We start from the raw sequence: 25,605 nt of genomic DNA, 5'->3' as shown, positions 1-25,605 counted from the left end.
GTAGCGCTAGACCCGGTCGTCGCGGCGCGAGGTCTCGGTGGTCTCGTCTGAGCGCGGTTGGCTGACCGCGGCGAACACGTCGGTGTCGGCGCGGTCGTCCTCCCCGGCGCGGTGCAGGTGCGGGGTCGGGTCGGCCTTGCGGTCGACCAGCCAGCGGCCGAGCGCCACGCCCGCGAGCGCCATCAGGAACACCACCAGGGCGGTGAACGCCGCGAACGTGGTGAGCTCGTTGACGAGTGCTTCCACGTAGAGCGCCTTGTAGAACAGCGAGATGAACCAGGCCACCGCGCCGCTGACGATCCCGGCGAACAGGCCCGCCAGCAGCCAGGTCATCGCCAGGTCCCCGCGGCGGTCCGGATCGGGGTTGGCGCGGGCGTCGGCCCGCCCGTCGGCGAACCCCCACAGGAACACCGCGACGGCGAACGCAACGACCAGCACGAGGCTGATCAGACCCGCCTTGGTCTCCCACGCGTTGATCAGCGCGCCCTGCAGCAATCGCACGATCACCATCAGGGCCGCGAACACCAGTCCGCGCAGCAACCACTTACTCATGGGGCCTCACCTTAGCGAGTAGCGTCATCGACCGTGACTATTTCACAGCGCCGGGACCGGCTGCGCGAGCGGCTGGTCAAATCCGAAATCGATGCGATGTTGATATCGGACCTGGTCAACGTGCGCTATCTGAGCGGGTTCACCGGCTCGAACGCCGCGCTGCTCATCAAGGCCGACGACGAAACGCCGGTGCTGGCGACCGACGGGCGCTACCGCACGCAGGCCGCGCAGCAGGCGCCCGACGCCGAGATCGTCATCGAGCGGGCCTGCGGACCGCACCTGGCCGGTCGTGCCGCCGCCGACGGGGTGCGCCGGCTCGGCTTCGAAAGTCATGTGGTGACCGTCGACGCGTTCTCGGCGCTGACGAAGGCCGCCGGCGAGCAGACCGAACTGGTGCGCGCCGCCGGAACCGTCGAGTCGCTGCGCGAGGCCAAGGACGCCGGCGAGGTGGCGCTGCTGCGGTTGGCGTGCGAGGCGGCCGACGCGGCACTGCGGGACCTGGTCGACCGCGGCGGCCTGCGGGCCGGCAGGAGCGAGAAGGAGGTCGCCCGCGAACTGGAGTGGCTGATGCTCGAGCACGGCGCCGACGGCCCGTCGTTCGAAACCATCGTGGCGGCCGGACCGAACTCGGCGATCCCGCATCATCGGCCCACCGATGCCGTGCTGGCGGCCGGAGACTTCGTCAAGATCGACTTCGGCGCGTTGGTGAGCGGCTACCACTCGGATATGACCCGGACCTTCGTGCTCGCGCCGATCGCTGACTGGCAGCACGAGATCTACGCGTTGGTGACTGCCGCGCAGAAGGCGGGCCGTCAGGCGCTGGCGCCCGGAGTCGCGTGCAAGGATGTTGACGCCGCGTCGCGGCAGGTCATCGCCGACGCGGGTTATGTCGAGTACTTCACCCACGGCCTCGGGCACGGGGTCGGATTGCAGATCCACGAAGCGCCGGGAATCAGCGGGGCGTCCGTCGGTACACTGCTTGCTGGCTCCGCGGTGACCGTGGAGCCCGGTGTCTATCTGCCCGACCGTGGCGGTGTCCGCATCGAGGACACGCTCGTCGTCGGAACCGCGCCAGACTTGCTCACCCGGTTCCCCAAGGAACTGGCCATCCTCTGACAGGAGTACTACCGACGTGGCAACGACCGCCGACTTCAAAAATGGGCTTGTCCTGGTGATCGACGGCCAGCTCTGGCAGATCATCGAGTTCCAGCACGTCAAACCCGGCAAGGGTCCGGCCTTCGTGCGCACCAAGCTCAAGAACGTCGTCTCCGGCAAAACCGTGGACAAGACCTACAACGCCGGGGTGAAGGTCGAGACCGCGACCGTCGACCGGCGCGACGCGACCTACCTGTACCGGGACGGTTCGGATTTCGTGTTCATGGATTCCGAGGACTACGAGCAGCACCCGCTGCCAGAGTCGTTGGTTGGCCGCGCCGCCGACTTCCTGCTGGAGAGCATGCCGGTGCAGATCGCCTTCCACGACGGCAACCCGCTCTACCTCGAGCTGCCGGTGACCGTCGAACTCGAGGTGACCCACACCGAGCCGGGCCTGCAGGGCGACCGGTCCAGCGCGGGCACCAAACCGGCGACCGTCGAGACGGGAGCCGAGATCCAGGTGCCGCTGTTCATCAACACCGGCGACAAGCTCAAGATCGACTCACGCGACGGCAGTTACTTGGGTCGGGTGAATGCCTGACCGCAAAGGCGATCGGGGAAGGCATGCGGCCCGCAAGCGCGCCGTCGACCTGCTCTTCGAGGCCGAAGCGCGCGGGCTCACCTCCGCAGAGGTGGCGGAAGCACGAAATGCGTTGGCCGAGAACCAGTCCGACGTATCGCCGCTGAATCCCTACACCGTGACGGTGGCTCGGGGGGTAACCGAACACGCCGCCCACATCGACGATCTGATCGCCGCGCACCTGCAGGGCTGGACGCTCGAGCGGTTGCCCGCCGTCGATCGAGCGATCCTGCGGGTGGCGGTGTGGGAGTTGCTGCACGCCGACGACGTTCCGGAGCCGGTGGCCGTGGACGAGGCGGTCGAACTGGCCAAGCAGTTGTCCACCGACGACTCACCGGCTTTCGTCAACGGCGTGCTGGGGCAGGTGATGCTCGTGACGCCACAGATCCGGGCCGCCGCGCAGGCGGTGCGGGGTGAGGGCAGCGGGGGATAGCGCGCCCGACAGGCGTTGACGCGAACGGGCTACGCGGCGGACAGAGTCGGATAGTTCGGCAGTTCGATCGAATCCGCCGTCGTGAACCATAGCCGTGCAGCCACCGGTCGAAACGGCCAGCGCTGCATCCACTTCATCACCGCCGCGTTGACCGCGATATCGGACTCCGACATCGGTGCGTACCGGTCGATGGTGTTGTTCAGCTTCTGGCAGGTGTCGACGTACGGGCGCATCAGCGACTCGTACCGCGCCAGCGCCTTGGCAATGCCCTCGGGCTCGAGCGAACTCGCGGGTCCGAGCTCACCCGCGAGAAGGTAGGCGCCCACCAGTGCCAGGCTCGTGCCCATACCCGACAGCGGCGATGCGCAGTATCCGGCGTCTCCGACCAGCGTGACCCGGCCCGTCGACCAGGTCGGCATGTGGATCTGAGCGAAGGAATCGAAGTAGAAGTCGTCGGCTTCGTGGGCGGCGGCCAGCAGCGCGTCGCATTCCCATCCGGCGCCTGCGAACCGCTCGACGAGGATCCGGCGCTGTTGGTCGAGGTCATGCCGGTCGTACTCGAGCGGCTCGGAGCGAAAAGCCAAGCCGGCCTTGGCGATTGCTGGGTCGTGCGAGGGCCGCATCGAAGCGTTGAGGCCACCGGGAGCCTGGTAGAGCAGGAACCAGCCGTCGAGTCCGACGCTGTCGGGTGCGGAGAACCACGCGTTGTATCCGCCGATCGGCTTGACGAACTGTTCCTCTGGGCCGAAGGCCAGACGGCGCACCGCCGAATGCGGACCGTCGGCCCCGACGACGAGGTCGGCCCGCACGACAGTACCGTCGGCCAGCGTGGCCTCCACACCCGCATCGACTTCGCGTAGCTCCGAAATCCGCGCTCCGAAGCGGTATTCGACCGAATCCCGGGTGGCCTGGTACAGCACGTCCACCAGATCGCCGCGCAGGATCTCCAGCTTCGACACCAGACCGTTGCCGTCGAACGCCGTCACCGGCATCTCGGCGCGTCTGCTGCCGTCGGAACGCACCCAGGCCGCGCCTCGCTGCTCGAGCGCGCGGGCCCGCATCTGGTCGATCAACCCCATCCGCTCGATGACGTCGCCGCCCGCGCCCCGCAGGTCGACTGTCTGGCCACCGGGCCGGACACCGGGTGCGATCTCCACGACGATGACGCGATATCCGTTGCGTGTCAACCAGAAAGCCAACGACGGTCCGGCGATCCCGGCGCCGCTGATCAGGACGGTCGGCTGGGTCATGCCGTCACACTAAACGGTCAGATGTCCAGCGCCCGGTAGGTTCGGCGGACGAATTTCGGCTGAGCGCTCTGCAGTTTGGCCAGCGACGTGTTACCTGCGATCGCGGCCGCGTCGACGGTGAGGTCGGGCAGGTTCTGGACCAGGTAGATCAGGATCAGGTCCGCCGACGGGTCGGCCTGCCACCAGGTGCCGTAGGCGCCGGGCCAGCTGAAGGTGCCCAACCCGCCCGGACCGAACAGCGGACGGGATTTCGCCGGATCGGTCACCACCGAGAGGTTCAACCCGAATCCGCGACCCACCCAGAACGGCGCGCCGAGGAAGTTCTGGCGCTTCTGCTCGTCGGTCAGCCGGTCGGTGCGCATGAGGCGCACGGACTCCTCCGAGAGCACCCGGACCCCGTCCAGCGTGCCGCCGGCCAACAGCATCCGCGCGAAGCGCAGGTAGTCGTCGACGGTCGACCACAACCCGGCACCGCCGGTGCAGAAAGGGGGATCGCTGATCGGTGCGGGTCCCATCACGTCGTGCCGCAGGGTGTTGTTCTGGTCGAGTTTGTACATGGTCGCGGCGCGGTGTCGTCGCGACGTGCCCACCGAGAACCCGGTGTCGGGCATCTGCAGCGGCTCGAAGATCCGTTCACGCAGAACGTCGGACAACGGCTTGTCCTCGATGCGCGACAGCGCGATTCCCAGCACGTCGGTGGCATGGCTGTAGGTGAGCCGGTCGCCGGGCTGGTGCGCCAGCGGAAGCCGGGCGAGCTCTGCCAGCCAGCGGTCCTGGTCCTGGCGAAACGACATCCGGCCGTATGCGCGGCTCAACGGTCCCAGCACCGAGAACGCGTACGCGAGGCCGCTGCGGTGCGTCATCAGGTCGTCGAAGGTGATGGGGCGGCGGGCCGGCGTCGTCTTGTCGAGGTCGCCGTGCGGGTCGACAAGCACCTGCATGTCGGCGAGTTCGGGCACCCACGTGGTCACCGGGTCGGTGAGCGCGAAACGGCCCTCCTCGAGGAGGCTCATCGCGGCCGCGACCGTCACGGGTTTGGTCATCGAGGCGATACGGAAGATCGTGTCGCGCTGCATCGGCAGCCCGGCTCCGACGTCCCGATGCCCCAACTCGTTGACCTGAAGCACCTCACCGGCGTGCCACACCAGAGTCACCGCGCCGGCGAGGAGCCCGGCGTCGATGGCCTCGTTGATGGACGCAGAGTTGCCGGCGAGTTTCATCGCGGCAAGCCTACTGATGCGGCGGTGCGGGCCGTCGCCCTCGTGGCGTGGCCGGACCACCGCCGGCCGGGTGCTAAGCTTCCCCGCAGTTTCGACGTCCTTTAAGGAGCCGTCCAGAGAGGCGGAGAAGGAGGTCAGAGTCGCTTGGGCGCGCAGTCAGGCTCGTCGGGCACCGACCGGGAGCTGATGTCCGCAGCGGACCTCGGCCGCACCGTTTCCCGCATCGCCCACCAGATCATCGAGAAGACCGCACTCGACGGCAACGATGCTCCCCGCGTCGTGTTGCTCGGGATCCCGACCCGGGGCGTGACGTTGGCCACCCGGCTCGCCGAGAAGATCAAGGAGTTCTCGGGGGTCGTCGTCCCGCACGGCGCCCTGGACAACACGCTGTACCGCGACGACCTCGACTTCAAGCCTCCGCGTGCTCTGGAGGAGACCTCCATTCCCGAGGGCGGCATCGATCAGGCGTTGGTCATCCTCGTCGACGACGTGCTCTACACCGGCCGCTCGGTGCGCGCTGCCCTGGATGCCCTGCGCGACCTCGGACGACCGAAGGCGGTGCAGCTGGCGGTCCTCGTCGACCGCGGCCATCGTGAGCTGCCGCTGCGCGCCGACTATGTGGGCAAGAACGTGCCGACGTCCCGAAGCGAGAACGTCAAGGTCCGGTTAACCGAAGACGATGGCCACGACAGTGTGTCCATTGCGCCGTACGGAGGTCCGATTCGGTGATGAGCGCTTGCGCGAAGAACAGACCATCATGAAGCACCTGCTCTCGGCGGCGGATCTGTCGCGCGACGATGCGCTGGCGATCCTGGACAACGCCGACCGTTTCAGCCAGGCCCTGCTCGGCCGCGAGGTCAAGAAACTGCCCACCCTGCGTGGGCGCACGATCATCACGATGTTCTACGAGAACTCGACCCGCACCCGGGTCTCCTTCGAGGTCGCCGGCAAGTGGATGAGCGCCGACGTGATCAACGTCAGCGCCTCCGGATCGTCGGTGTCCAAGGGGGAGTCGCTGCGCGACACCGCGCTGACGCTGCGCGCCGCGGGGGCCGACGCACTGATTTTGCGCCACCCCGCCTCGGGTGCGCCGCAGCAACTCGCCGAGTGGACGGCCGCCGAGAACGGACACGGTCCGGCGGTCATCAACGCCGGCGACGGCACCCACGAGCACCCCACTCAGGCGTTGCTCGACGCGCTGACCATCCGCCAGCGCCTCGGCGACATCGAGGGCAAGCGGGTGGTGATCGTCGGCGACGTCCTGCACAGCCGGGTGGCCCGCTCGAATGTTCTTCTGCTGCACACCCTCGGCGCGGAGGTGGTGCTGGTCGCGCCACCGACGCTGCTGCCGGTCGGGGTCGCTGATTGGCCGGTCACGGTGTCGCACGATCTCGACGCCGAACTGCCGCTCGCCGACGCGGTGCTGATGCTGCGAGTGCAGGCCGAGCGCATGAACGGCGGATTCTTCCCGTCGGCGCGGGAGTACTCGGTGCTCTACGGCTTGTCCGAGAAGCGCCAGGCGCTGCTTTCGGGCAACGCGGTCGTGCTGCACCCGGGGCCGATGGTCCGGGGTATGGAGATCGCGTTCTCGGTCGCCGACTCGCCGCAATCGGCGGTGCTGCAACAGGTTTCCAACGGCGTGCATATCCGGATGGCGGTGTTGTTCCACCTGCTCGTGGGCGCCGAGGAAGGGGCGATCAGCGCATGAGCGTCGTGATACGAGGGGTCCGGCTCTACGGCGAGGGCGATCGCGTCGACGTCCTGGTGGCCGACGGACAGATCACCGACATCGGGCAGCGACTTCCGATCCCCGACGACTCAGACGTCGTCGACGCCACCGGCCAGGTGCTGCTGCCGGGATTCGTCGACCTGCACACCCACCTGCGCGAGCCTGGCCGCGAGTACGCCGAGGACATCGAAACCGGTTCGGCCGCAGCGGCTTTGGGCGGGTACACCGCGGTGTTCGCGATGGCCAACACGAATCCGGTCGCCGACAGTCCCGTCGTGACCGACCACGTCTGGCGACGCGGACAGCAGGTGGGACTTGTCGACGTGCATCCGGTGGGCGCGGTGACCGTCGGCCTGGCGGGTTCCCAGCTCACCGAGATGGGGATGATGGCCGGCGGCACCGCACAGGTTCGGATGTTCTCCGACGACGGCATCTGCGTGCACGATCCGCTGATCATGCGCCGCGCGCTCGAATACGCCACCGGGCTGGGCGTTCTGATCGCCCAGCACGCCGAGGAGCCGCGGCTGACGGTCGGCGCCGTGGCCCACGAGGGTCCCAACGCCGCCCGGCTCGGTCTGGCCGGGTGGCCGCGTGCGGCCGAGGAGTCGATCGTCGCGCGTGATGCGCTGCTGGCGCGCGATGCCGGGGCACGGGTGCACGTTTGCCACGCTTCGACAGCGGGCACCGTCGAGATCGTGCGATGGGCGAAGTCGCAGGGCATCTCGATCACGGCCGAGGTGACCCCGCACCACCTGCTGCTCGACGACGAACGGCTGGCCACCTACGACGGGCGCTACCGGGTGAACCCACCGCTGCGGGAGGCCTCCGATGCCCGGGCGCTGCGCCAGGCGCTGGCGGACGGGATCATCGACTGTGTGGCCACCGATCACGCCCCGCACGCCGAACACGAGAAGTGTTGCGAGTTCTCCGTCGCCCGCCCCGGCATGCTCGGATTGCAGACCGCGCTGTCGGTGGTCGCCGAGACGATGGTGCGCCCGGGTCTGCTGACCTGGCGCGACGTCGCCCGGGTCATGAGCGAGCGGCCCGCCGAGATCGTCGGTTTGCCCGACCAGGGCAGGCCGCTGGAGATCGGCGAGCCGGCCAACCTGGCCGTGGTCGATCCCGAGGCGACGTGGACCGTCGAGGGTTCCGCACTGGCCAGTCGCTCGGCCAACACGCCCTATGAGGCGCTCGAACTGCCCGCGGCGGTCACGCTGACGTTGTTGCGCGGCAAGGTGACTGCGCGGGATGGGAAGTGCCCCGCATGAACTTCGAGCGTGTAGCGCAGGCGGACCGCGGATGAACACGGGCACGCTCGTCGGGTCGTTGATCATGGCCGCCGTCGTGGCCGTGCTCATCGCGGTGCTGATCCAGGCGATGATCCGCGGATGGCGCCGCCGCGCCGAGCGCCAGGCTGAGCTCATCGGCACGCTGCCGACGCTTCCCGACACCGTCGGGCCGGCGATCGTGCCGGCGACCAAGGGGCTGTACGTCGGCAGCACGCTGGCCCCCAATTGGAACGACCGGATCGTGGTCGGCGACCTCGGCTTCCGCACCAAGGCCGTGCTGACCCGCTACCCCGAAGGAATCATGTTGCAGCGCAGCGGCGCACGGCCGATCTGGATTCCCGACGAGGCGATCACCGAGATTCGCACCGAACGGGGGATCGCGGGTAAGGCGCTGACGCACGAGGGCATCCTCGCGATCCGGTGGCGACTGCCGTCGGGCACCGAGATCGACACCGGGTTCCGCGCCAACGACCGTCGCGAGTACTCGCACTGGGTGGAACAGGAGGCGGCGTGAAGCGAACCGGCAAGGCCGTACTCGTGCTCGAGGACGGCCGGGTCTTCACCGGCACGACGTACGGTGCGGTCGGGCAGGCGCTCGGCGAGGCGGTGTTCTCCACCGGCATGTCCGGCTACCAGGAGACGCTCACCGATCCGAGCTACCACGGGCAGATCGTGATCGCGACGGCACCGCAGATCGGCAACACCGGATGGAACCACGAGGACGCCGAAAGCCGTGGCGACAAGATCTGGGTCGCCGGCTACGCGGTGCGTGATCCCTCGCCGCGGGCCTCGAACTGGCGGGCCACCGGCACGCTCGAGGAGGAACTCGAACGCCAGGGCATCGTCGGCATCGCGGGTATCGACACCCGCGCGGTGGTGCGTCATCTGCGCAGCCGGGGCTCCATGAGGGCAGGCGTGTTCTCCGGGCCGGCGCTGGCCGACCCCGACGACCTGCTCGAGCGGGTTCGCAGCCAACCCGGCATGCTCGGCGCGAACCTGGCGGGCGAAGTCAGCACCGACGTCACCTATGTGGTGGAACCCGAAGGGCCGCAACGGTTCACGGTGGCCGCCGTCGACCTCGGTATCAAGACCAACACCCCGCGCAACTTCGCCAAGCGCGGTATCCGCAGCCATGTGTTGCCGGCCTCGGCGACCTATGAGCAGATCGCCGACCTGAAGCCCGACGGGGTGTTCCTGTCCAACGGCCCCGGCGACCCCGCCACCGCCGAGCACATCGTGGCCGTCACCCAGGAGGTGCTCGGCGCCGGCATCCCGCTGTTCGGCATCTGCTTCGGTAACCAGATCCTGGGCCGTGCGCTGGGGCGCTCGACGTACAAAATGGTGTTCGGCCACCGCGGGATCAACGTGCCGGTGATCGACCATCAGACCGGCAACGTCGCGATCACCGCGCAGAACCACGGATTCGCCCTCGAAGGCGAGGCGGGCGAGCGCTTCGACACCCCGTTCGGCGAGGCGATCGTCAGCCACACCTGCGCCAACGACGGCGTCGTCGAGGGCATCAAACTCGTCAGCGGGCTGGCCTTTTCGGTGCAGTACCACCCGGAGGCCGCGGCGGGACCGCACGATGCGAACTATCTGTTCGATCAGTTCGTCGACTTGATGGAGGATCGGCGGTGAGCGACCGCTTTTGTACAGATCGGCGCGGCGTGTCGTGTGCAGACACGGTCATTCGCGGAAGTGGGGAGTCACGCGGAAGTGGAAGTGGGGCGATAGATGCCTAAGCGGAGCGACCTCAACCACATCCTGGTGATCGGCTCCGGGCCCATCGTGATCGGTCAGGCCGCGGAGTTCGACTACTCCGGAACCCAGGCGTGTCGGGTGCTGCGCGCGGAGGGGTTGCAGGTCACCCTGATCAACTCGAACCCGGCGACGATCATGACCGACCCCGAATACGCCGACCACACCTACGTCGAGCCGATCACGCCGGCGTTCGTCGAGCGGGTGATCGCCCAGCAGGCCGAGCGCGGCAACAAGATCGACGGCCTGTTGGCCACGCTGGGCGGCCAGACGGCGCTGAACACCGCCGTCGCGCTGTCGGAGTCCGGGGTGCTGGCCAAGCACGGGGTGGAGCTGATCGGCGCGGACTTCGAGGCCATCCAGCGCGGCGAGGACCGGCAGCGGTTCAAGGACATCGTCGCCAAGGTCGGCGGCGAATCCGCCCGCTCCCGAGTGTGTTTCACGATGGACGAGGTGCGCGAGACGGTCGAGGATCTCGGCTTGCCGGTGGTGGTGCGGCCGTCCTTCACGATGGGCGGTCTGGGTTCGGGCATGGCGTACTCCGCCGAGGACGTCGACCGGATGGCCGGCGACGGGCTCGCGGCCTCGCCGAGCGCCAACGTGCTGATCGAGGAGTCGATCTTCGGCTGGAAGGAATACGAACTCGAGTTGATGCGCGACGGCCACGACAACGTGGTCGTGGTGTGCTCGATCGAGAACTTCGACCCGATGGGTGTGCACACCGGCGACTCGGTCACCGTCGCGCCGGCCATGACGCTCACCGACCGCGAATACCAGACGATGCGCGACCTGGGCATCGCGATCCTGCGCGAGGTCGGCGTCGACACCGGCGGCTGCAACATCCAGTTCGCCGTCAACCCGGCCGACGGGCGCCTCATCGTGATCGAGATGAATCCGCGGGTGTCGCGGTCGAGCGCGCTGGCCTCCAAGGCCACCGGGTTCCCGATCGCCAAGATCGCGGCGAAGCTGGCCATCGGCTACACGCTCGACGAGATCGTCAACGACATCACCAAGGAGACCCCGGCCTGCTTCGAGCCGACGCTCGACTATGTCGTCGTCAAGGCCCCGCGCTTCGCGTTCGAGAAGTTCCCCGGCGCCGACGGCACGCTGACCACCACCATGAAATCGGTCGGCGAGGCGATGGCGTTGGGCCGCAACTTCATCGAAGCGCTCGGCAAGGTGATGCGCTCGCTGGAGTCGGGCCGCGCCGGGTTCTGGACCAAACCCGACCCCGACGAGGACACGGTCACCGTCGACGAGTTGTTGGCGCGGCTGGGCACACCATCGGACGGACGCCTCTACGACCTCGAGCTGGTGCTGCGCAAGGGCGCGACCGTCGAGCAGGTGGCGCAGGCCTCCGGCGTCGACCCGTGGTTCGTCGAGCAGATCGCCGGGCTGGTGGCGCTGCGCGCAGAAGTCGTCGACGCCCCGGTGCTCGACGCCGACCTGTTGCGCCGCGCCAAGTACCACGGACTGTCGGACCGCCAGATCGCCGCGCTGCGACCCGAACTCGCCGGTGAGGTCGGCGTGCGGGCGCTACGGCAGCGGCTCGGCATCCACCCGGTGTTCAAGACCGTCGACACGTGTGCGGCCGAATTCGAGGCCAAGACCCCGTACCACTACAGCAGCTATGAACTCGACCCCGCCGCCGAGACGGAGGTGGCCCCGCAGACCGAGCGGCCCAAGGTGCTGATCCTCGGCTCGGGCCCCAACCGCATCGGGCAAGGCATCGAGTTCGACTACAGCTGTGTGCACGCGGCGACGACGTTGAGCGCCGCGCACGTGAGGAGCGAATGGGGCCCCGGCGGCTTCGAGACGGTGATGGTCAACTGCAACCCCGAAACGGTGTCCACCGACTACGACACCGCCGACCGGCTCTACTTCGAGCCACTCACGTTCGAGGACGTGCTCGAGGTGTACTACGCCGAATGCGTCTCCGGTGCAGGCGGTCCCGGTGTCGTCGGCGTCATCGTGCAGCTCGGCGGCCAGACACCGCTCGGACTGGCCGAACGCCTGCAGAACGCCGGCGTGCCGATCGTCGGGACCAGCCCCAAGGCGATCGACCTCGCCGAGGATCGCGGTGCGTTCGGCGAAGTGCTGAGAAACGCCGGCCTCCCTGCGCCGCGGTTCGGCCTGGCCACCAGCTTCGAGCAGGCGCGGCGCATCGCCGCCGAGATCGGTTATCCCGTGCTGGTTCGGCCGTCCTACGTGCTCGGCGGTCGCGGCATGGAGATCGTCTACGACGACGAGACGCTGCAGGGCTACATCACTCGGGCCACCGAGCTCTCGCCTGAGCATCCGGTGCTGGTGGACCGGTTCCTCGAAGACGCCATCGAGATCGACGTCGACGCGCTGTGCGACGGATCGGAGGTCTACATCGGCGGCATCATGGAGCACATCGAGGAGGCCGGTATCCACTCCGGCGACTCCGCGTGTGCCCTGCCGCCGGTGACGTTGGGTCGCAGCGACATCGAGGCCGTGCGCCGTGCCACCGAAGCGATCGCCCACGGTATCGGGGTGGTGGGCCTGCTCAATGTGCAGTACGCGCTCAAGGACGATGTGCTCTATGTGCTGGAGGCCAATCCCCGCGCCAGCCGCACCGTGCCGTTCGTCTCCAAAGCCACCGCGGTGCCGCTGGCCAAGGCGTGTGCACGGATCATGCTCGGCGCGACGATCGCTCAACTGCGTGAGGAAGGCGTGCTGGCGCGCACCGGTGACGGCGCGAGCACCGCACGCAACGCGCCCGTCGCGGTCAAGGAAGCGGTCCTGCCGTTCAACCGGTTCCGCAAACACGATGGCACGCAGATCGATTCGCTGCTGGGACCGGAGATGAAGTCGACGGGCGAGGTGATGGGCATCGACTACGACTTCGGTAGCGCCTTCGCCAAGAGCCAGACCGCCGCCTACGGGTCGCTGCCGGTCGAAGGCACGGTGTTCGTGTCCGTGGCCAACCGCGACAAGCGTTCGCTCGTGTTTCCCGCCAAACGGCTCGCCGACCTGGGCTTTCGGGTGCTGGCCACCGAGGGCACCGCGGAGATGTTGCGGCGCAATGGTATTCCGTGCGAAGAGGTGCGCAAGCACTTCGAGGAGCCGAGCGAGGGCAGGCCCGCCTCGTCGGCGGTCGACCTCATCAAGGCCGGGGAGGTCGACATGGTCATCAACACCCCGTACGGCAATTCCGGCCCTCGCGTCGATGGATACGAGATCCGCTCGGCGGCAGTGGCGAACAGCATCCCCTGTGTGACGACGGTGCAGGGCGCGTCGGCGGCGGTACAGGGCATAGAGGCCCGGATCCGCGGTGACATCGGCGTGATGTCGCTGCAGGAACTGCACAGCGTGCTGGGGACGTGACGGGTTTCGGCCTGCGGTTGGCCGATGCGGTGGCCCGGCGTGGACCGCTGTGTCTGGGCATTGATCCGCACCCGGAGTTGATGCGCGCGTGGGGCTTTGCCGCTGGGGCCGACGGGTTGCGCCGGTTCTGCGACGTGTGCGTGACGGCGTTCGCCGACTTCGCCGTCGTCAAACCGCAGGTTGCGTTCTTCGAGGCGTACGGCGCCGCCGGGTTCGCGGTACTGGAACACACGATCGCCGCGCTGCGCGACGCGGGAGTGCTGGTGCTCGCCGATGCCAAACGCGGTGATATCGGCTCCACGATGGCGGCATACGCCGACGCGTGGGCGGGGGATTCGCCGCTGGCCGCCGACGCGGTGACCGCATCGCCCTACCTGGGCTTCGGCTCGCTGCAGCCGCTGATCGACACGGCGATGGCCAATGACCGCGGAGTGTTCGTGCTCGCGGCCACCTCGAACCCCGAGGGCGCGTCCGTGCAGCGCGCTGATGCCGACGGTCGCACCGTCGCGCAGTCGATCGTCGACGCCGCCGCCGCGGTCAACCGAACCGCCGCGCAACCGGGCCCGGTCGGCGTCGTGGTCGGCGCCACCCTGGCCGAACCGCCCGACGTCAGCGCCCTCGCGGGACCGGTGCTGGTCCCGGGTGTGGGCGCCCAGGGAGGGCGCCCGGAGGCGTTGGGCGGGCTCGGGGGCGCCCGATCCGGCCAGCTGCTGCCCGCGGTGTCACGGCAGGTGCTGCGCGCCGGTCCGGAGGTGGCCGCGATGCGCTCGGCCGCCGAGACGATGCGCGACGCGGTCGCCTACCTGGCCTGAGCCGTCATCGACGAGCAACATGGGCAACGTCAGCCTCAACTGTCACAGAGGTCACAAATGGGTTGTTCGCGACACGCCCGAAAGCGGATGACCAGCGAAAATTTTCTTTTGCAGCGGCGCCGGCCGGCCAGAGTGTGGCGCAGGTCACGTGCTGAGCGGCCGAACAGCGTCTCCGCACGGTCCGAATTGCCTTGATATGCAGGCGGTTCCGGCGACGCAAAACGACACTTCGCCGCTTCCGGTGGCGGAAGGCCGCTTGCGCGGGCCGCGTGCGACCGCCCGACACGCTGGGCTTTTGACGCCACAACCAGGGGGTGGGGTTAGCTTTCGTCAGCCTGCGTGGGTACGGTCGTCGTCGCTGGCTGTTTCTGGATTTTCCCATCAGCCGAGGCAGTGGAAATTGATCGTGATGAGACGGAGGAACCCGTGGCCCTTCCCCAGTTGACCGACGAACAGCGCGCGGCCGCGTTGGAGAAGGCTGCCGCCGCACGTCGAGCCCGCGCCGAATTGAAGGATCGGCTCAAGCGCGGCGGCACCAACCTCAAGCAGGTGCTCAAGGATGCCGAGACCGACGAGGTCTTGGGCAAGATGAAGGTTTCAGCGCTTCTGGAGGCGTTGCCCAAGGTCGGCAAGGTCAAGGCGCAGGAGATCATGACCGAACTCGAGATCGCCCCCACCCGCCGGCTGCGCGGACTCGGCGATCGTCAGCGCAAGGCGCTGCTGGAAAAGTTCGACCAGTCCTAGGCGCTTGAGTTGAGCGCCGGCCGAGGGGCCGGCCGGGTAGTCGTGCTGTCCGGCCCCTCTGCCGTCGGGAAGTCGACCGTCGTTCGCTGTCTGCGCGAACGCGTTCCCGACCTGCACTTCAGCGTGTCCGTCACCACCAGGGCCCCCCGCCCCGGTGAAGTCGACGGCGTTGATTACTCCTTCGTGACCCCCGACGAATTCGATGACTTGATCGCCGACGGCGCCCTACTCGAATGGGCGGACATCCACGGCGGCCTGCACCGCTCCGGAACCCCCGCCCGGCCCGTCCGCGAAGCGATCGCGGCGGGCAGGCCCGTTCTGATCGAGGTGGACCTCGCGGGCGCGCGGGCCGTCAAGACAGCGATGCCCGAGGCCCTCACGGTCTTCCTCGCCCCCCCGAGTTGGGAGGAGCTTGAGAGCCGGCTGACCGGACGTGGCACCGAGACACCCGAGGCGATGGAGCGCCGGCTGGCGACCGCCCGAGCCGAACTCGCCGCGCAGGACGGCTTCGACACCGTGGTCGTGAACCGTCAATTGGAGTCTGCCTGCGCCGAATTGGTATCCTTGCTGGTGGGCCACCGATGAGTGCGCGCCGGAGACGCGCCGTGAGGCCCGCCAGCTATCTCGCATTCAGCTATTGACCGCCAGGAGAATTTTTCGTGAGCACCCCGCACGCCGACACGCAGCTGGCAGCTGTGGACGGCCCCGACACGTCCATGGACGTGTCAGCCACCGCCTATGACACGCCGTTGGGCATCACCAACCCGCCCATCGACGAGCTGCTGGATCGCGCGTCGAGCAAGTATGCGCTGGTGATCTATGCCGCCAAGCGCGCCCGCCAGATCAACGACTACTACAACCAGCTCGGCGACGGCATCCTCGAGTACGTCGGCCCGCTGGTCGAGCCCGGCCTGCAGGAGAAGCCGCTGTCGATCGCGCTGCGCGAGATTCACGCGGACCTGCTCGAGCACACCGAAGGCGAGTAGCAACACCGCGAGGCATTAGGGGAGCGGCCGCCATGGAGCCCAAGCGGATCATCGTCGGCGTCGCCGGCGGTATCGCCGCATACAAGGCGGCCACGGTGGTCAGACAGCTCACCGAGGCCGGGCACGACGTCCGCGTCGTCCCCACCGAGTCTGCGCTGAGGTTCGTCGGTGCGGCCACGTTCGAGGCTCTCTCGGGGCATGCCGTGCACACCGGCGTCTGGGACGACGTCCACGAGGTGCCGCACGTCCGCTTCGGCCAAGAGGCCGACCTGGTCGTCGTCGCGCCCGCTACCGCGGATCTCCTGGCGCGTGCCGTCGCGGGTCGCGCGGACGACCTGCTGACCGCGACGCTGCTGACCGCCCGATGTCCGGTGCTGTTCGCGCCGGCCATGCACACCGAGATGTGGTTCCACCCCGCGACAGTGGAGAACGTCGCCACGCTGCGTCGTCGCGGTGCCGTCGTCCTCGAACCGGCGTCGGGCCGGTTGACGGGAGCCGACAGCGGCGCGGGCCGCCTGCCCGAAGCCGAGGAGATCACCACGCTGGCCCAGCTCCTGCTGACGCGGCCCGACGCGCTGCCCTACGACCTGGCAGGGGTCAAGGTGCTGGTTTCCGCGGGCGGCACTCGTGAGCCGATCGATCCCGTGCGCTTCATCGGCAATCGCAGTTCGGGCAAGCAGGGCTATGCGATGGCCCGGGTGATGGCTCAGCGCGGTGCCGACGTCACACTGATCGCGGGCAACACCGCCGGGCTGATCGACCCGGCAGGCGTCGAGGTGGTGCACATCGGCTCGGCCGCCCAGCTCAAGGACGCGGTATCCAAGCACGCACCCGACGCGCACGTGCTGGTGATGGCGGCCGCGGTCGCCGATTTCCGGCCCACCGCGATGCAGAGCAGCAAGATCAAGAAGTCGGCCGATCCGGACGCCGCCGCGCCGGTCATCGAACTGGTCCGCACCGAGGACGTGCTGGCGGGCGCCGTGCGGGCTCGGGCCGATGGACAGCTGCCGAATATGCGGGCCATCGTGGGGTTTGCTGCCGAGACCGGTGACGCGAACGGCGATGTGCTTCACCACGCTCGCGCGAAGCTGCAGCGCAAGGGATGCGATCTGCTCGTGGTCAATGCGGTGGGCGAGAATCGGGCGTTCGAAGTCGACAACAACGACGGTTGGCTGCTCGCGGCCGACGGCACGGAGTCCGCGCTGGAGCACGGATCGAAGACCCTGATGGCCAGCCGTATCGTGGACGCGATCGTGGCCTTCCTGCACAGCGGCAGCGGGTAGCCCGAATCACGCAACTGGCTGCGTGAAATGCTTGCGCGCGACGGAAGCCCGGGCTTGGGTGCAACAGGGCACACCTACAATTTGATGAACTAACTACCTCAAGATGACTTGAGCGGAAGGATCACCCCGTGAGTGAAGCTCGGCTGTTCACCAGTGAGTCGGTAACCGAGGGCCACCCCGACAAGATCTGCGACGCGATCAGCGATTCGGTGCTCGACGCTTTGCTCGCGGGCGATCCCAAGTCGCGGGTCGCCGTGGAGACACTGGTCACCACCGGGCAGGTGCACGTCGTCGGGGAGGTGACGACGGCCGCCAAGGAGGCCTTCGCCGACATCGCCACCACGGTGCGTGAGCGCATCCTCGAGATCGGCTACGACTCGTCGGAGAAGGGCTTCGACGGTGAGACCTGCGGCGTCAACATCGGCATCGGCCGCCAGTCGCCCGACATCGCGATGGGCGTCGACACCGCGCACGAGACCCGCGTCGAGGGCGCCGGCGACCCCCTCGACCTGCAGGGCGCGGGCGACCAGGGCCTGATGTTCGGCTACGCGATCAAGGACACGCCCGAGCTGATGCCGTTGCCGATCGCGCTCGCGCACCGGCTGTCGCGCCGGTTGACCGAGGTCCGCAAGAGCGGCGTGCTCGATTACCTGCGGCCCGACGGTAAAACCCAGGTCACGGTGCAGTACGACGGCACCACCCCGGTGCGCCTCGACACGGTTGTGCTGTCGACGCAGCACGCGGCGGGCATCGATCTCGAGGAGACGCTCACGCCGGACATCCGCGAGAAGGTCGTCAACACCGTGCTGGCCGACCTGGGCCACGACTCGATGGACACCTCCGACTTCCGTCTTCTGGTGAACCCGACCGGCAAGTTCGTGCTCGGCGGCCCCATGGGTGACGCGGGGCTGACGGGCCGCAAGATCATCGTCGACACCTACGGCGGCTGGGCCCGGCACGGCGGCGGCGCGTTCTCGGGCAAGGATCCGTCCAAGGTGGACCGGTCGGCGGCGTATGCGATGCGCTGGGTGGCGAAGAACGTCGTCGCAGCGGGTCTGGCCGAGCGCGTCGAGGTCCAGGTCGCCTACGCCATCGGCAAGGCCGCTCCGGTCGGTCTGTTCGTCGAGACGTTCGGCAGCGAGTCGGTCGATCCGGCCCGCATCGAGAAGGCCATCACCTCGGTGTTCGACCTGCGCCCCGGCGCGATCGTGCGCGATCTCGACCTGCTGCGCCCGATCTACGCGCAGACCGCCGCGTACGGCCACTTCGGCCGCACCGACGTCGAGCTGCCCTGGGAGCAGCTCAACAAGGTCGACGAGCTGAAGGCTTCGGTCTAAGAGTCTGCTCGAGACCGACACTGCCGCCGAGACTGCGCTTTTTGATCGATTTCGAGCGAATTCCGTCAGAAACCGTAGTCTCGGCGTTCGGCCGATCAGCGGCTGAACGCGTAATCCCGTAGTGGGAAGCGGCGGCTGCGCCAGTACGCCTCGAACGTGGTGGTCGGCCGCAGCGGCGCGTCGCCGTTCTTGTCGAAGTAGTAGCTGTTGGCCAGTTGGCAGCTCTCCTGCCAGAAGATCTGGCGGTGCCGCTTACGCATCATCTCTTCGAAGTACCGGTCGTTGGCCTGCTGCGTCACCTCCACCCGGCGGGCGTTCCTGCGCCGGGCATGCTTGAGACAGCGCACGATGTGATGCGTCTGCGTTTCGATCAGCGCGAAGTACGACGATCCGACATAGCCATACGGCCCGAACACCGTGAAGAAGTTCGGGAAGCCGGGCACGCTCACGCCTTCGTAGGCCTGCAGCCGATGCTCCTGCCAATGCCGGCTCCATGACCGCCCGCCCGAGCCGGTGACGGGATAGGTGGGCATGTCGTCGGCGTCCATCACCTTGAACCCGGTGGCCAGGATCAACACGTCGGCCTCGCGAGTGGCGCCGTCGACGGTGGCCACGCCCGAGCCGGTGATCTTGTCGATCGGGTTTGTCACCAACTCGACGTTGTCGCGGTTGTATGTCGACAGGTACGTGTTGTGGAAGCCGGGCCGCTTACAGCCGACCGCGTAACGCGGGGTGAGCTTGTCACGGACCTCCGGGTCGTCGACCTGCTTGCGCAGATACGCCTCGCCGACCTTCGACATGTTCTTGGCCATCGGGTTGACGGTGAAGTACTGCGCGGGCAGCGTGAAGGTCAGCTCGACGTAGGCCTGGCTGAGAAGCCGTTGCACGACGTGTCCTCCGGGCAGCCGCATCATCCGCCGCGCCATCGGGGACAGCGGCACGTCGAACTTCGGAAAACACCAGATCGGTGTGCGTTGAAATACGGTGAGCTGCTTGACGATCGGCGCGATCTCGGGGATCACCTGTACCGCCGACGCTCCGGTGCCGATGACCGCGACCCGCTTGCCCGTGAGGTCCTGCGAGTGGTCCCAACGCGCGGTGTGCATCGTCACGCCGGCGAACGAGTCGACCCCGTCGATGTCGGGCAGTTTCGGCGTGATCAGTACCCCGCACGCATTGATCAGGAATCGCGCCGTCACGACGTCGCCGGAATCGAGTTCGATCCGCCACAGCGTCTCGTCGTCGTCGAACACCGCGCCGAGCACCTTGGTGTTGAACCGGATCTTGGGTCGCAGACCGTACTTGTCGACGCAGTGCTCGGCGTACGCGCGCAACTCGTGCCCCGGTGCGTACGTGCGGGTCCATTCTGGGCTCTGCTCGAACGAGAACTGGTATGAGAACGACGGAATATCAACGGCGATACCGGGATACGTATTCCAGTACCACGTCCCGCCGGGGCCGTCGCCCGCTTCGACGATCAGATAATCGCCCAGACCGGCCTTGTCGAGGGTGATCCCGGCGCCGATACCGGAGAAACCGGCACCGACGATGATGGTGTCGTGATCGGGCACTGTCATAGGGCCTCCCCGTGTCGCTCACGTCTCGCTCACGGTACCCCTGGGTGCAGTGCGGCGCGCAGCGCCCTCAATCCGCGTTCGGTGGCCTCGGTCGCGGCGGGCACCACCCCGGCGTAACCGAGGTAGCCGTGGACGAGTGTTTCGGCGTTGTGCAGTTCGACGGGCACTCCGGCGGCCGACAGCAACTCCGCGTACCGGGCACCGTCGTCGCGCAGCGGATCATGCCCCGCGATGGCGATATAAGCCGGCGGCAGGCCGGTCAGGTCCCCGGCGCGCGCGGGCGCAAGCGTCGCGGGCATGTCCGACAGATCCATGTCGCCGACGTACCAACGCGAAAAGCCGCCTACTGCATCGAGGTTCAGGATCGGCGCATCGGCGTTCTCGGCGAACGACGGCAACGAGGTGTCCCACGTCGTCGCCGGATACCACAGCAGTTGGAAGCGAATCTCCGGCCCACCGGCGTCGCGCGCCAACTGTGCCACCACCGCGGCGAGATTGCCACCCGCCGAATCGCCGGCCACCGCGAGCCGCGACGCATCGACTCCCAATTCGTCTGCACTCGCGGCGACCCACTGCGTTGCGGCCCAGACATCGTCGACAGCGGCGGGGTAGGGATGCTCGGGTGCCAGCCGGTAGTCGACGGAGATCACCACGGCGTCGGCGTCGGCCGCATGTCGACGGGCGGTGCTGTCGTAGCTGTCGAGGTCGCCGACAGACCAGCCGCCGCCGTGGAAGAACACCACCACCGGGGCGAGTGCCTCGGTCGCGGTCGGCGGCCGGTACACCCGCACCGGGATCGGGCCACCGGGCCCGTCGACCGTGCGGTCCTCGGCACGCACCTCGGGGGAGATCTCGACTTGCGGCAACGCGTTGAACCGTTCGCGCGCGGCCTGCACGCCGCCGTCGGTTGTCAACTGAAACGGCACCGCCTGCAGTACCTTCAGCAGAATGGCGTCTATGGGTTCCGGGCTGGCAGGCCGTACCTCATCGGCTGACATGGGGACACCGTACGTTCACCGGCGAACCAGGTTTCTGTGGGTGGCCGCGGCCGTCGTCGGCGCCTGCTACGGGGTGTTCCTGCTCGTGACCGCGGTGCGGCTGCCCGCCGGCGCCGAGCTCACCGGTCAGTTCGCGCTGCAGCCCGCGGTCAAGGCTGCCGCAGCGGTGCTGCTCGCCGCGGCGGCGCTGACGCATCCGATCATTCGGGAGCGACGCTGGTTGGTGGCCGCGCTGCTGTTCTCGGCGGCAGGTGATTTCCTGTTGGCACTGCCCTGGTCGGAGCCGTCGTTCGTGCTCGGGCTGACCGCCTTCCTCGTGGCCCACCTGTGCTTCCTGGCCGCGCTGTGGCCACTGGTCACCCGCTCCACGCCGAGGCTGGTCGCCGCCGGGATCACGGTCGCGGCCTGCGTGGCCCTTCTGGTGTGGTTCTGGCCGCGTCTCGTCGCCGACGGCATGGCCGTACCCGTCACGCTGTACATCACGGTGCTCGGGGCGATGGTGTGTGCCGCGCTCATGGCCCGGCTGCCCACGCCGTGGACGGCGCTGGGCGCGGTGTGTTTCGCGGTGTCGGACGCGATGATCGGGATCGGCAGGTTCGTGCTGGGTTCGGAGGCGCTGGCGGTGCCGATCTGGTGGGGGTACGCGGCCTCGCTGATGCTCATCACCGCCGGATTCTTCTTCGGCAGGACGTCGGTGCCGTCTGCTACCCATCCTGCGTGACGGGGTCCGACAGTCCGGCCCGCCCGGGCGCCACCAGACAGCCTGCCGAGCACGAGCCGGTCGCCCGGGTGCTGCCCATGCTGACCGTTCCGCACCTGGACCGCGAGTTCGACTACCTGGTCCCGGCCGAGCGGTCCGACGACGCGCAACCCGGTGTCCGTGTCCGGGTGCGGTTTCACGGCCGGTTGGTTGACGCGTTCATCCTGGAGAGGCGGTCCGACACCGACCACGTCGGCAAGCTCGGCTGGCTCGATCGGGTGGTTTCACCCGAGCCGGTGCTGACGCCCGAGATCCGTCGACTGGCCGACGCCGTCGCGGCCCGCTACGCCGGCACCCGCGCCGATGTGCTGCGACTGGCCATCCCGCCGCGGCACGCCCGGGTCGAGAAACAGGTTCCACCGCCCACGGCGCCGATCGACCCGCGCCCCGTCGAGACCGTTGCCTGGAACACCTACGGCGGAGGTGAGCAGTTCCTGGCGGCGCTGGTGGGTGGACGCGCCGCCCGTGCGGTCTGGCAGGCGCTGCCCGGCGAAGCGTGGCCCGATCGGCTGGCCGAGGCAGCCGCGGTGATGGTGAACTCGGGCCGCGGCGTGCTGGTGGTCGTGCCGGATCAGCGCGACATCGACGCGGTGCACGCCGCGGCGCTCGGTCGTGTCGACGAGGAGCTCGTCGTGGCGTTGTCGGCGGGACTCGGTCCCGCACAACGCTATCGGCGCTGGTTGTCGGTTCTGCGCGGGCGCGCCCGGCTCGTCATCGGCACGCGCAGCGCGGTTTTCGCGCCCGTCGCCGACCTCGGTCTCGTGATGGTGTGGGACGACGGCGACGACACGCTCGCCGAACCCCGCGCGCCGTATCCGCATGCTCGGGAGGTGGCGATGTTGCGGGCCCACCAACTCCGCTGCGCCGCACTGATCGGCGGGTACGCCAGGACCGCGGAGGCGCAGGCGTTGGTGCGCAGCGGCTGGGCGCACGACCTGGTCGCGCTTCGGCCGGTGGTGCGGGCGGCCTCACCGCGCGTCGTCGCCCTCGAAGACAGTGGTTTCGAACAGGAACGCGACCCGGCCGCCCGGTCGGCCCGGCTCCCGTCGATGGCGCTGCAGGCCGCGCGCAAGGCGCTGGAGTCGGGCGCGCCGGTGCTCGTACAGGTGCCCCGCCGCGGATATGTGCCTGCGCTCGCGTGCGCGCGCTGCCGGACCATCGCCAGGTGCCGGCACTGCACCGGACCCTTGTCGCTGCCCGACCGCGATGCCGCCGGCGCGGTGTGCCGGTGGTGCGGGCGCGCGCATCCGTCGTTGCGCTGCGTGCGGTGCGGTTCGGATGCGGTGCGCGCGGTCGTCGTCGGAGCCCGGCGCACCGCCGAGGAACTCGGCCGGGCTTTTCCGGGCACGACGGTCATCACCTCGGGCGGCGACGCGATCGTCGCCGCGGTCCCGCCGCGGCCCGCGCTCGTGGTCGCCACCCCCGGCGCCGAACCGGTGGCCGCGGGCGGGTACGGGGCCGCGTTGCTGCTTGACAGCTGGGCGCTGCTCGGCCGCCAGGATCTGCGCGCGGCCGAGGACACCCTGCGCCGCTGGATGGCCGCGGGCGCCCTGGTACGCAACCGCGCCGACGGCGGAGTGATCGCGGTGGTGGCCGAATCCGCCATACCCACGGTGCAGGCGCTGATCCGTTGGGACCCCGTCGGTCACGCGGACGGCGAGCTGAACGCGCGCGCAGATGTCGGTCTGCCGCCAGCCGTGCATATGGCCGCCGTCGACGGGCCGCCCGAGGCGGTGCGCGCCTTGCTCGACAGTGCCGACACGCCCGAGAGCACCGACCTACTCGGCCCGGTCGATCTGCCGGTCGGCGCGCGCCGCCCGCCGGGACTGGCCCGCGACGCGACGGTGATCCGGATGCTGCTCCGGGTTCCGCGCGACACCGGCCTGGCCCTGTCCTCGGCGCTGCGCCGGGCCACCGCCGTGCTCAGCGCCCGTCACGACCAACAGCCGGTTCGCATCCAGATCGACCCGTTGCACATAGGGTGAACCGGAAACCTGGCGTCGCAGGCAACAGGAGGTCCGCATGCGCCGGCTCTTCGCGTGGTCGATCACGTTGCTGGTGTTGGCGTTTGCGGTGCTGTGGCCCGTCGTGTTCACCGGCGGCTCAGAGTCCGCGCCAGCCGACGACCCCGTCGTCATCGCGGACTACGACGTGGACCTCGTCGTCGACGGTGACGGGCGGCTCGACGCCGTCGAGACCATCACGGCGGATTTTCCCAGCGGTCGGCATGGAATCTTCCGGTACTGGGATGTGACCAACCCCAACAGTCCTCGCGTGCGCCAAGTGCCGGAGATCGAGTCGATCCTTCTCGACGGCGACCCGGCGCCCTATCAGATGCTGTGGGAAGGCGGTGAGCGGTTCCGGGTGGCCAAGATCGGCGATCCCGACAGTTACCTCAGCTATGGGCGGCACGTCTACGAGATCCGCTACTCCGTCGACGGCGTCCTCGACCCCGGAAACACCGGCGCCGACCGCAGATTCGCCACCTCCTCGGGTGACGCCGACGCCCCGGGCTCGGTGTTCTTCTGGAACGTGATCGCGCCGGCCTGGAACAACCGCATTCAGCGCGCCGACATCTCGATCCGGCTGCCCGGAGACGTTCCCCGCGTGCAGTGTTCGGTCGGATACGGCGTCGGCGGGCCGTGCCTCGACCTGACGGCCACCGGGAACCAGGTGACGTTCTCGGCGCGAAACCTGCCGCCGCGCACACCGGTTACGGTGCGTGCGAGTGTGGACGTGCCGACGCCGACGCGGCCCGAGCTGCCGTGGACCTACGAATGGGACCGCGTGCTGGGACGGTCGCTGACCGGAGTGCTGTGGGTCGCGGCGCTGACGGTGGCGGCGGGCTTGGCCGGACTGCTGTGGTATCGCACCACGGTCGAACCGTCGCCGGGCTTTCCGCTGCAGTACGCGCCGCCGCAGGGTCTCGGCCCGGTGCAGACCGAATACATCCGGACCGAGGCGGTGCCCAAACAAGCCCTGACCGCGACGCTGTTCTACCTCGCCGAGCGGGGCCTGATCGACCTGCAACAGGTCAACGAGCAGCACTGGCGGATCCGCGGCATCGCCGAGCACGGCGCCTGGGTCGACGTCGATCCGGTCAGTGTGACCGTCGGGTCGGTGTTGAAGGTCCTGCATCCGGGCAGCGAGTTCGAAGCCAAGAAGACCGTCAAGTCGGGACAGAAGCTCAACAAGGCCAAGACCGATCTGGCCAAGGCCGTCCAGAACTGGGCGTTGGACAACAAGCTCCTCGTCAAGCGGAGCAAGGAACTGTGGCTTCGCACCGCGAACGCGATCGCGTTCCTGCTCATGCTGTGTGCCGTCTTCCGCTGGCTGTTCCCGACCACGATGTGGGCGTTGCCGTTCGCGGCGTTCTTTCTGCTGTCGATCGGTTCGTGGGGTCCCGGCGTGGAGACCCGGCGCACGGAGGCCGGCCGCGAACTCTGGTCGCGCGCAGGCGGTTTCCACCGCATGTTGACCACCGATTCGGCCGAGGCGCGCTTCGACTTCGGGGCGCGAAAAGACCTCTACTCGGCGTACGTTCCGTTCGCCGTTGCCGCGGGTGCCGCGGCGCTGTGGGCCAAGAAGTACGAAACGACGATGGGAACGGCTGCACCGCAACCGGATTGGTACCACTCGACCTCATCCGGCGGAATCGGCTTCGTCGGCAGTTCCGACGGGGCGAACTTCGACAGCTTCGAGTCCGCGTTGTCCTCGTCGATCGGCGCGTACACCGCATCGCAGTCGTCCAGCGGAAGCGGCGGGTCCAGCGGCGGTGGGGGCGGCGGCGG

The 25,605-nt window shown here is 68.6% G+C and carries 23 protein-coding genes; 18 read left to right on the top strand and 5 right to left on the bottom strand.

Annotated elements, in window-relative coordinates:
* Positions 1–6: 6 nt before the first annotated feature.
* Positions 7–552 carry a B-4DMT family transporter gene (locus tag AU193_RS13540; protein WP_064422896.1) on the bottom strand — a complete coding sequence of 182 codons (546 nt, stop codon included), beginning with the start codon at positions 550–552 and terminating at the stop codon, positions 7–9.
* Positions 553–585: 33 nt separating this feature from the next.
* Here AU193_RS13540 and AU193_RS13535 point away from each other — a divergent pair, with 33 nt between their 5' ends.
* Genes AU193_RS13535 through nusB form a run of 3 tightly spaced genes read left to right on the top strand, consistent with a single transcriptional unit; the run spans position 586 to position 2,720 of the window.
* Positions 586–1,668, top strand: coding sequence for a Xaa-Pro peptidase family protein (locus AU193_RS13535; protein WP_064422895.1), 1,083 nt, complete (start codon positions 586–588; stop codon positions 1,666–1,668).
* A 16-nt stretch (positions 1,669–1,684) separates the two neighbouring features.
* Positions 1,685–2,248, top strand: coding sequence for an elongation factor P (efp, locus tag AU193_RS13530; protein ID WP_064422894.1), 564 nt, complete (start codon positions 1,685–1,687; stop codon positions 2,246–2,248).
* Positions 2,241–2,720, top strand: a complete 480-nt coding sequence (gene nusB, locus AU193_RS13525) for a transcription antitermination factor NusB (RefSeq protein WP_064422893.1) — start codon at positions 2,241–2,243, stop codon at positions 2,718–2,720. The genes efp and nusB overlap by 8 nt, the downstream gene beginning before the upstream one ends.
* Before the next feature lie 29 nt (positions 2,721–2,749).
* On the opposite strand, the gene AU193_RS13520 is transcribed toward nusB, so the two are convergent.
* Complete coding sequence (locus AU193_RS13520) at positions 2,750–3,970, bottom strand: FAD-dependent monooxygenase (protein WP_064422892.1); 1,221 nt, start codon at positions 3,968–3,970, stop codon at positions 2,750–2,752.
* A gap of 17 nt (positions 3,971–3,987) precedes the next feature.
* Positions 3,988–5,190, bottom strand: coding sequence for a serine hydrolase (locus AU193_RS13515; RefSeq protein WP_064422925.1), 1,203 nt, complete (start codon positions 5,188–5,190; stop codon positions 3,988–3,990).
* Between the two features lie 144 nt (positions 5,191–5,334).
* Between AU193_RS13515 and pyrR the strand changes: the two genes are divergently transcribed.
* The 12 genes from pyrR to metK all read left to right on the top strand — a co-directional run bounded on the left by pyrR (position 5,335) and on the right by metK (position 18,479).
* The gene (gene pyrR / locus AU193_RS13510) at positions 5,335–5,919 is read left to right on the top strand and encodes a bifunctional pyr operon transcriptional regulator/uracil phosphoribosyltransferase PyrR (RefSeq protein ID WP_064422891.1); all 585 of its coding nucleotides are present in this window, start codon (positions 5,335–5,337) and stop codon (positions 5,917–5,919) included.
* A gap of 28 nt (positions 5,920–5,947) precedes the next feature.
* Positions 5,948–6,898: an aspartate carbamoyltransferase catalytic subunit gene (locus AU193_RS13505; protein WP_064422924.1), complete on the top strand. Its 951-nt coding sequence runs from the start codon at positions 5,948–5,950 to the stop codon at positions 6,896–6,898.
* On the top strand, positions 6,895–8,187 hold the full coding sequence (locus tag AU193_RS13500; RefSeq protein WP_064422890.1) for a dihydroorotase: 1,293 nt from the start codon (positions 6,895–6,897) through the stop codon (positions 8,185–8,187). The genes AU193_RS13505 and AU193_RS13500 overlap by 4 nt, the downstream gene beginning before the upstream one ends.
* Before the next feature lie 31 nt (positions 8,188–8,218).
* Entirely contained in the window at positions 8,219–8,722 is a 504-nt protein-coding gene (locus AU193_RS13495) for a hypothetical protein (protein WP_064422889.1), read from the top strand.
* Positions 8,719–9,846, top strand: coding sequence for a glutamine-hydrolyzing carbamoyl-phosphate synthase small subunit (gene carA, locus AU193_RS13490; protein WP_064422888.1), 1,128 nt, complete (start codon positions 8,719–8,721; stop codon positions 9,844–9,846). The genes AU193_RS13495 and carA overlap by 4 nt, the downstream gene beginning before the upstream one ends.
* A gap of 96 nt (positions 9,847–9,942) precedes the next feature.
* Positions 9,943–13,317, top strand: coding sequence for a carbamoyl-phosphate synthase large subunit (gene carB, locus AU193_RS13485; protein ID WP_064422887.1), 3,375 nt, complete (start codon positions 9,943–9,945; stop codon positions 13,315–13,317).
* Positions 13,314–14,129 carry an orotidine-5'-phosphate decarboxylase gene (pyrF, locus tag AU193_RS13480; protein WP_064422886.1) on the top strand — a complete coding sequence of 272 codons (816 nt, stop codon included), beginning with the start codon at positions 13,314–13,316 and terminating at the stop codon, positions 14,127–14,129. Before carB ends, pyrF begins: the two co-directional genes overlap by 4 nt.
* A gap of 426 nt (positions 14,130–14,555) precedes the next feature.
* Positions 14,556–14,873, top strand: a complete 318-nt coding sequence (gene mihF, locus AU193_RS13475) for an integration host factor, actinobacterial type (protein ID WP_003889986.1) — start codon at positions 14,556–14,558, stop codon at positions 14,871–14,873.
* 9 nt (positions 14,874–14,882) lie between these two features.
* Entirely contained in the window at positions 14,883–15,458 is a 576-nt protein-coding gene (gene gmk, locus AU193_RS13470; protein ID WP_064422885.1) for a guanylate kinase, read from the top strand.
* 131 nt (positions 15,459–15,589) lie between these two features.
* On the top strand, positions 15,590–15,859 hold the full coding sequence (rpoZ, locus tag AU193_RS13465) for a DNA-directed RNA polymerase subunit omega (protein ID WP_253867814.1): 270 nt from the start codon (positions 15,590–15,592) through the stop codon (positions 15,857–15,859).
* Positions 15,860–15,891: 32 nt separating this feature from the next.
* The gene (coaBC, locus tag AU193_RS13460; RefSeq protein WP_064422883.1) at positions 15,892–17,142 is read left to right on the top strand and encodes a bifunctional phosphopantothenoylcysteine decarboxylase/phosphopantothenate--cysteine ligase CoaBC; all 1,251 of its coding nucleotides are present in this window, start codon (positions 15,892–15,894) and stop codon (positions 17,140–17,142) included.
* A gap of 128 nt (positions 17,143–17,270) precedes the next feature.
* Positions 17,271–18,479 (top strand): methionine adenosyltransferase, encoded by a 1,209-nt coding sequence (gene metK, locus AU193_RS13455; protein ID WP_064422882.1) that lies wholly within the window; start codon positions 17,271–17,273, stop codon positions 18,477–18,479.
* Positions 18,480–18,574: 95 nt separating this feature from the next.
* Here metK and AU193_RS13450 read toward each other — a convergent pair whose 3' ends face one another.
* Positions 18,575–20,056: an NAD(P)/FAD-dependent oxidoreductase gene (locus tag AU193_RS13450; RefSeq protein ID WP_064422881.1), complete on the bottom strand. Its 1,482-nt coding sequence runs from the start codon at positions 20,054–20,056 to the stop codon at positions 18,575–18,577.
* 29 nt (positions 20,057–20,085) lie between these two features.
* Positions 20,086–21,054 carry an alpha/beta hydrolase gene (locus AU193_RS13445; protein ID WP_064422880.1) on the bottom strand — a complete coding sequence of 323 codons (969 nt, stop codon included), beginning with the start codon at positions 21,052–21,054 and terminating at the stop codon, positions 20,086–20,088.
* On the opposite strand from AU193_RS13445, the gene AU193_RS13440 reads away from it, so the two are divergent.
* The 3 genes from AU193_RS13440 to AU193_RS13430 form a co-directional block, all read left to right on the top strand.
* Positions 21,053–21,775 carry a lysoplasmalogenase gene (locus AU193_RS13440; protein ID WP_064422879.1) on the top strand — a complete coding sequence of 241 codons (723 nt, stop codon included), beginning with the start codon at positions 21,053–21,055 and terminating at the stop codon, positions 21,773–21,775. The two genes, AU193_RS13445 and AU193_RS13440, sit on opposite strands and share 2 nt — an antisense overlap.
* A gap of 77 nt (positions 21,776–21,852) precedes the next feature.
* The gene (locus tag AU193_RS13435; protein ID WP_172798301.1) at positions 21,853–23,799 is read left to right on the top strand and encodes a primosomal protein N'; all 1,947 of its coding nucleotides are present in this window, start codon (positions 21,853–21,855) and stop codon (positions 23,797–23,799) included.
* 37 nt (positions 23,800–23,836) lie between these two features.
* On the top strand, positions 23,837–25,605 hold a 1,769-nt coding region (locus tag AU193_RS13430), incomplete at its 3' end, for a DUF2207 domain-containing protein (protein WP_064422877.1).

It is taken from the genome of Mycobacterium sp. GA-1285 (assembly GCF_001499905.1).
Classification (GTDB): domain Bacteria; phylum Actinomycetota; class Actinomycetes; order Mycobacteriales; family Mycobacteriaceae; genus Mycobacterium.
Note: the sequence above shows the minus strand (reverse complement) of the source record. Positions and strands in the feature narration are given on the sequence as shown.

Coding starts and splice junctions, on each gene's coding strand:
- AU193_RS13540 (WP_064422896.1), bottom strand. CDS start 552: ATGAGTAAGTGGTTGCTGCGCGGACTGGTGTTCGCGGCCCTGATGGTG.
- nusB (WP_064422893.1), top strand. CDS start 2,241: ATGCCTGACCGCAAAGGCGATCGGGGAAGGCATGCGGCCCGCAAGCGC.
- AU193_RS13520 (WP_064422892.1), bottom strand. CDS start 3,970: ATGACCCAGCCGACCGTCCTGATCAGCGGCGCCGGGATCGCCGGACCG.
- AU193_RS13515 (WP_064422925.1), bottom strand. CDS start 5,190: ATGAAACTCGCCGGCAACTCTGCGTCCATCAACGAGGCCATCGACGCC.
- AU193_RS13505 (WP_064422924.1), top strand. CDS start 5,948: ATGAAGCACCTGCTCTCGGCGGCGGATCTGTCGCGCGACGATGCGCTG.
- AU193_RS13500 (WP_064422890.1), top strand. CDS start 6,895: ATGAGCGTCGTGATACGAGGGGTCCGGCTCTACGGCGAGGGCGATCGC.
- AU193_RS13495 (WP_064422889.1), top strand. CDS start 8,219: ATGAACACGGGCACGCTCGTCGGGTCGTTGATCATGGCCGCCGTCGTG.
- carB (WP_064422887.1), top strand. CDS start 9,943: ATGCCTAAGCGGAGCGACCTCAACCACATCCTGGTGATCGGCTCCGGG.
- rpoZ (WP_253867814.1), top strand. CDS start 15,590: ATGGACGTGTCAGCCACCGCCTATGACACGCCGTTGGGCATCACCAAC.
- coaBC (WP_064422883.1), top strand. CDS start 15,892: ATGGAGCCCAAGCGGATCATCGTCGGCGTCGCCGGCGGTATCGCCGCA.
- AU193_RS13450 (WP_064422881.1), bottom strand. CDS start 20,056: ATGACAGTGCCCGATCACGACACCATCATCGTCGGTGCCGGTTTCTCC.
- AU193_RS13440 (WP_064422879.1), top strand. CDS start 21,053: ATGGGGACACCGTACGTTCACCGGCGAACCAGGTTTCTGTGGGTGGCC.
- AU193_RS13445 (WP_064422880.1), bottom strand. CDS start 21,054: ATGTCAGCCGATGAGGTACGGCCTGCCAGCCCGGAACCCATAGACGCC.
- AU193_RS13435 (WP_172798301.1), top strand. CDS start 21,853: ATGCTGACCGTTCCGCACCTGGACCGCGAGTTCGACTACCTGGTCCCG.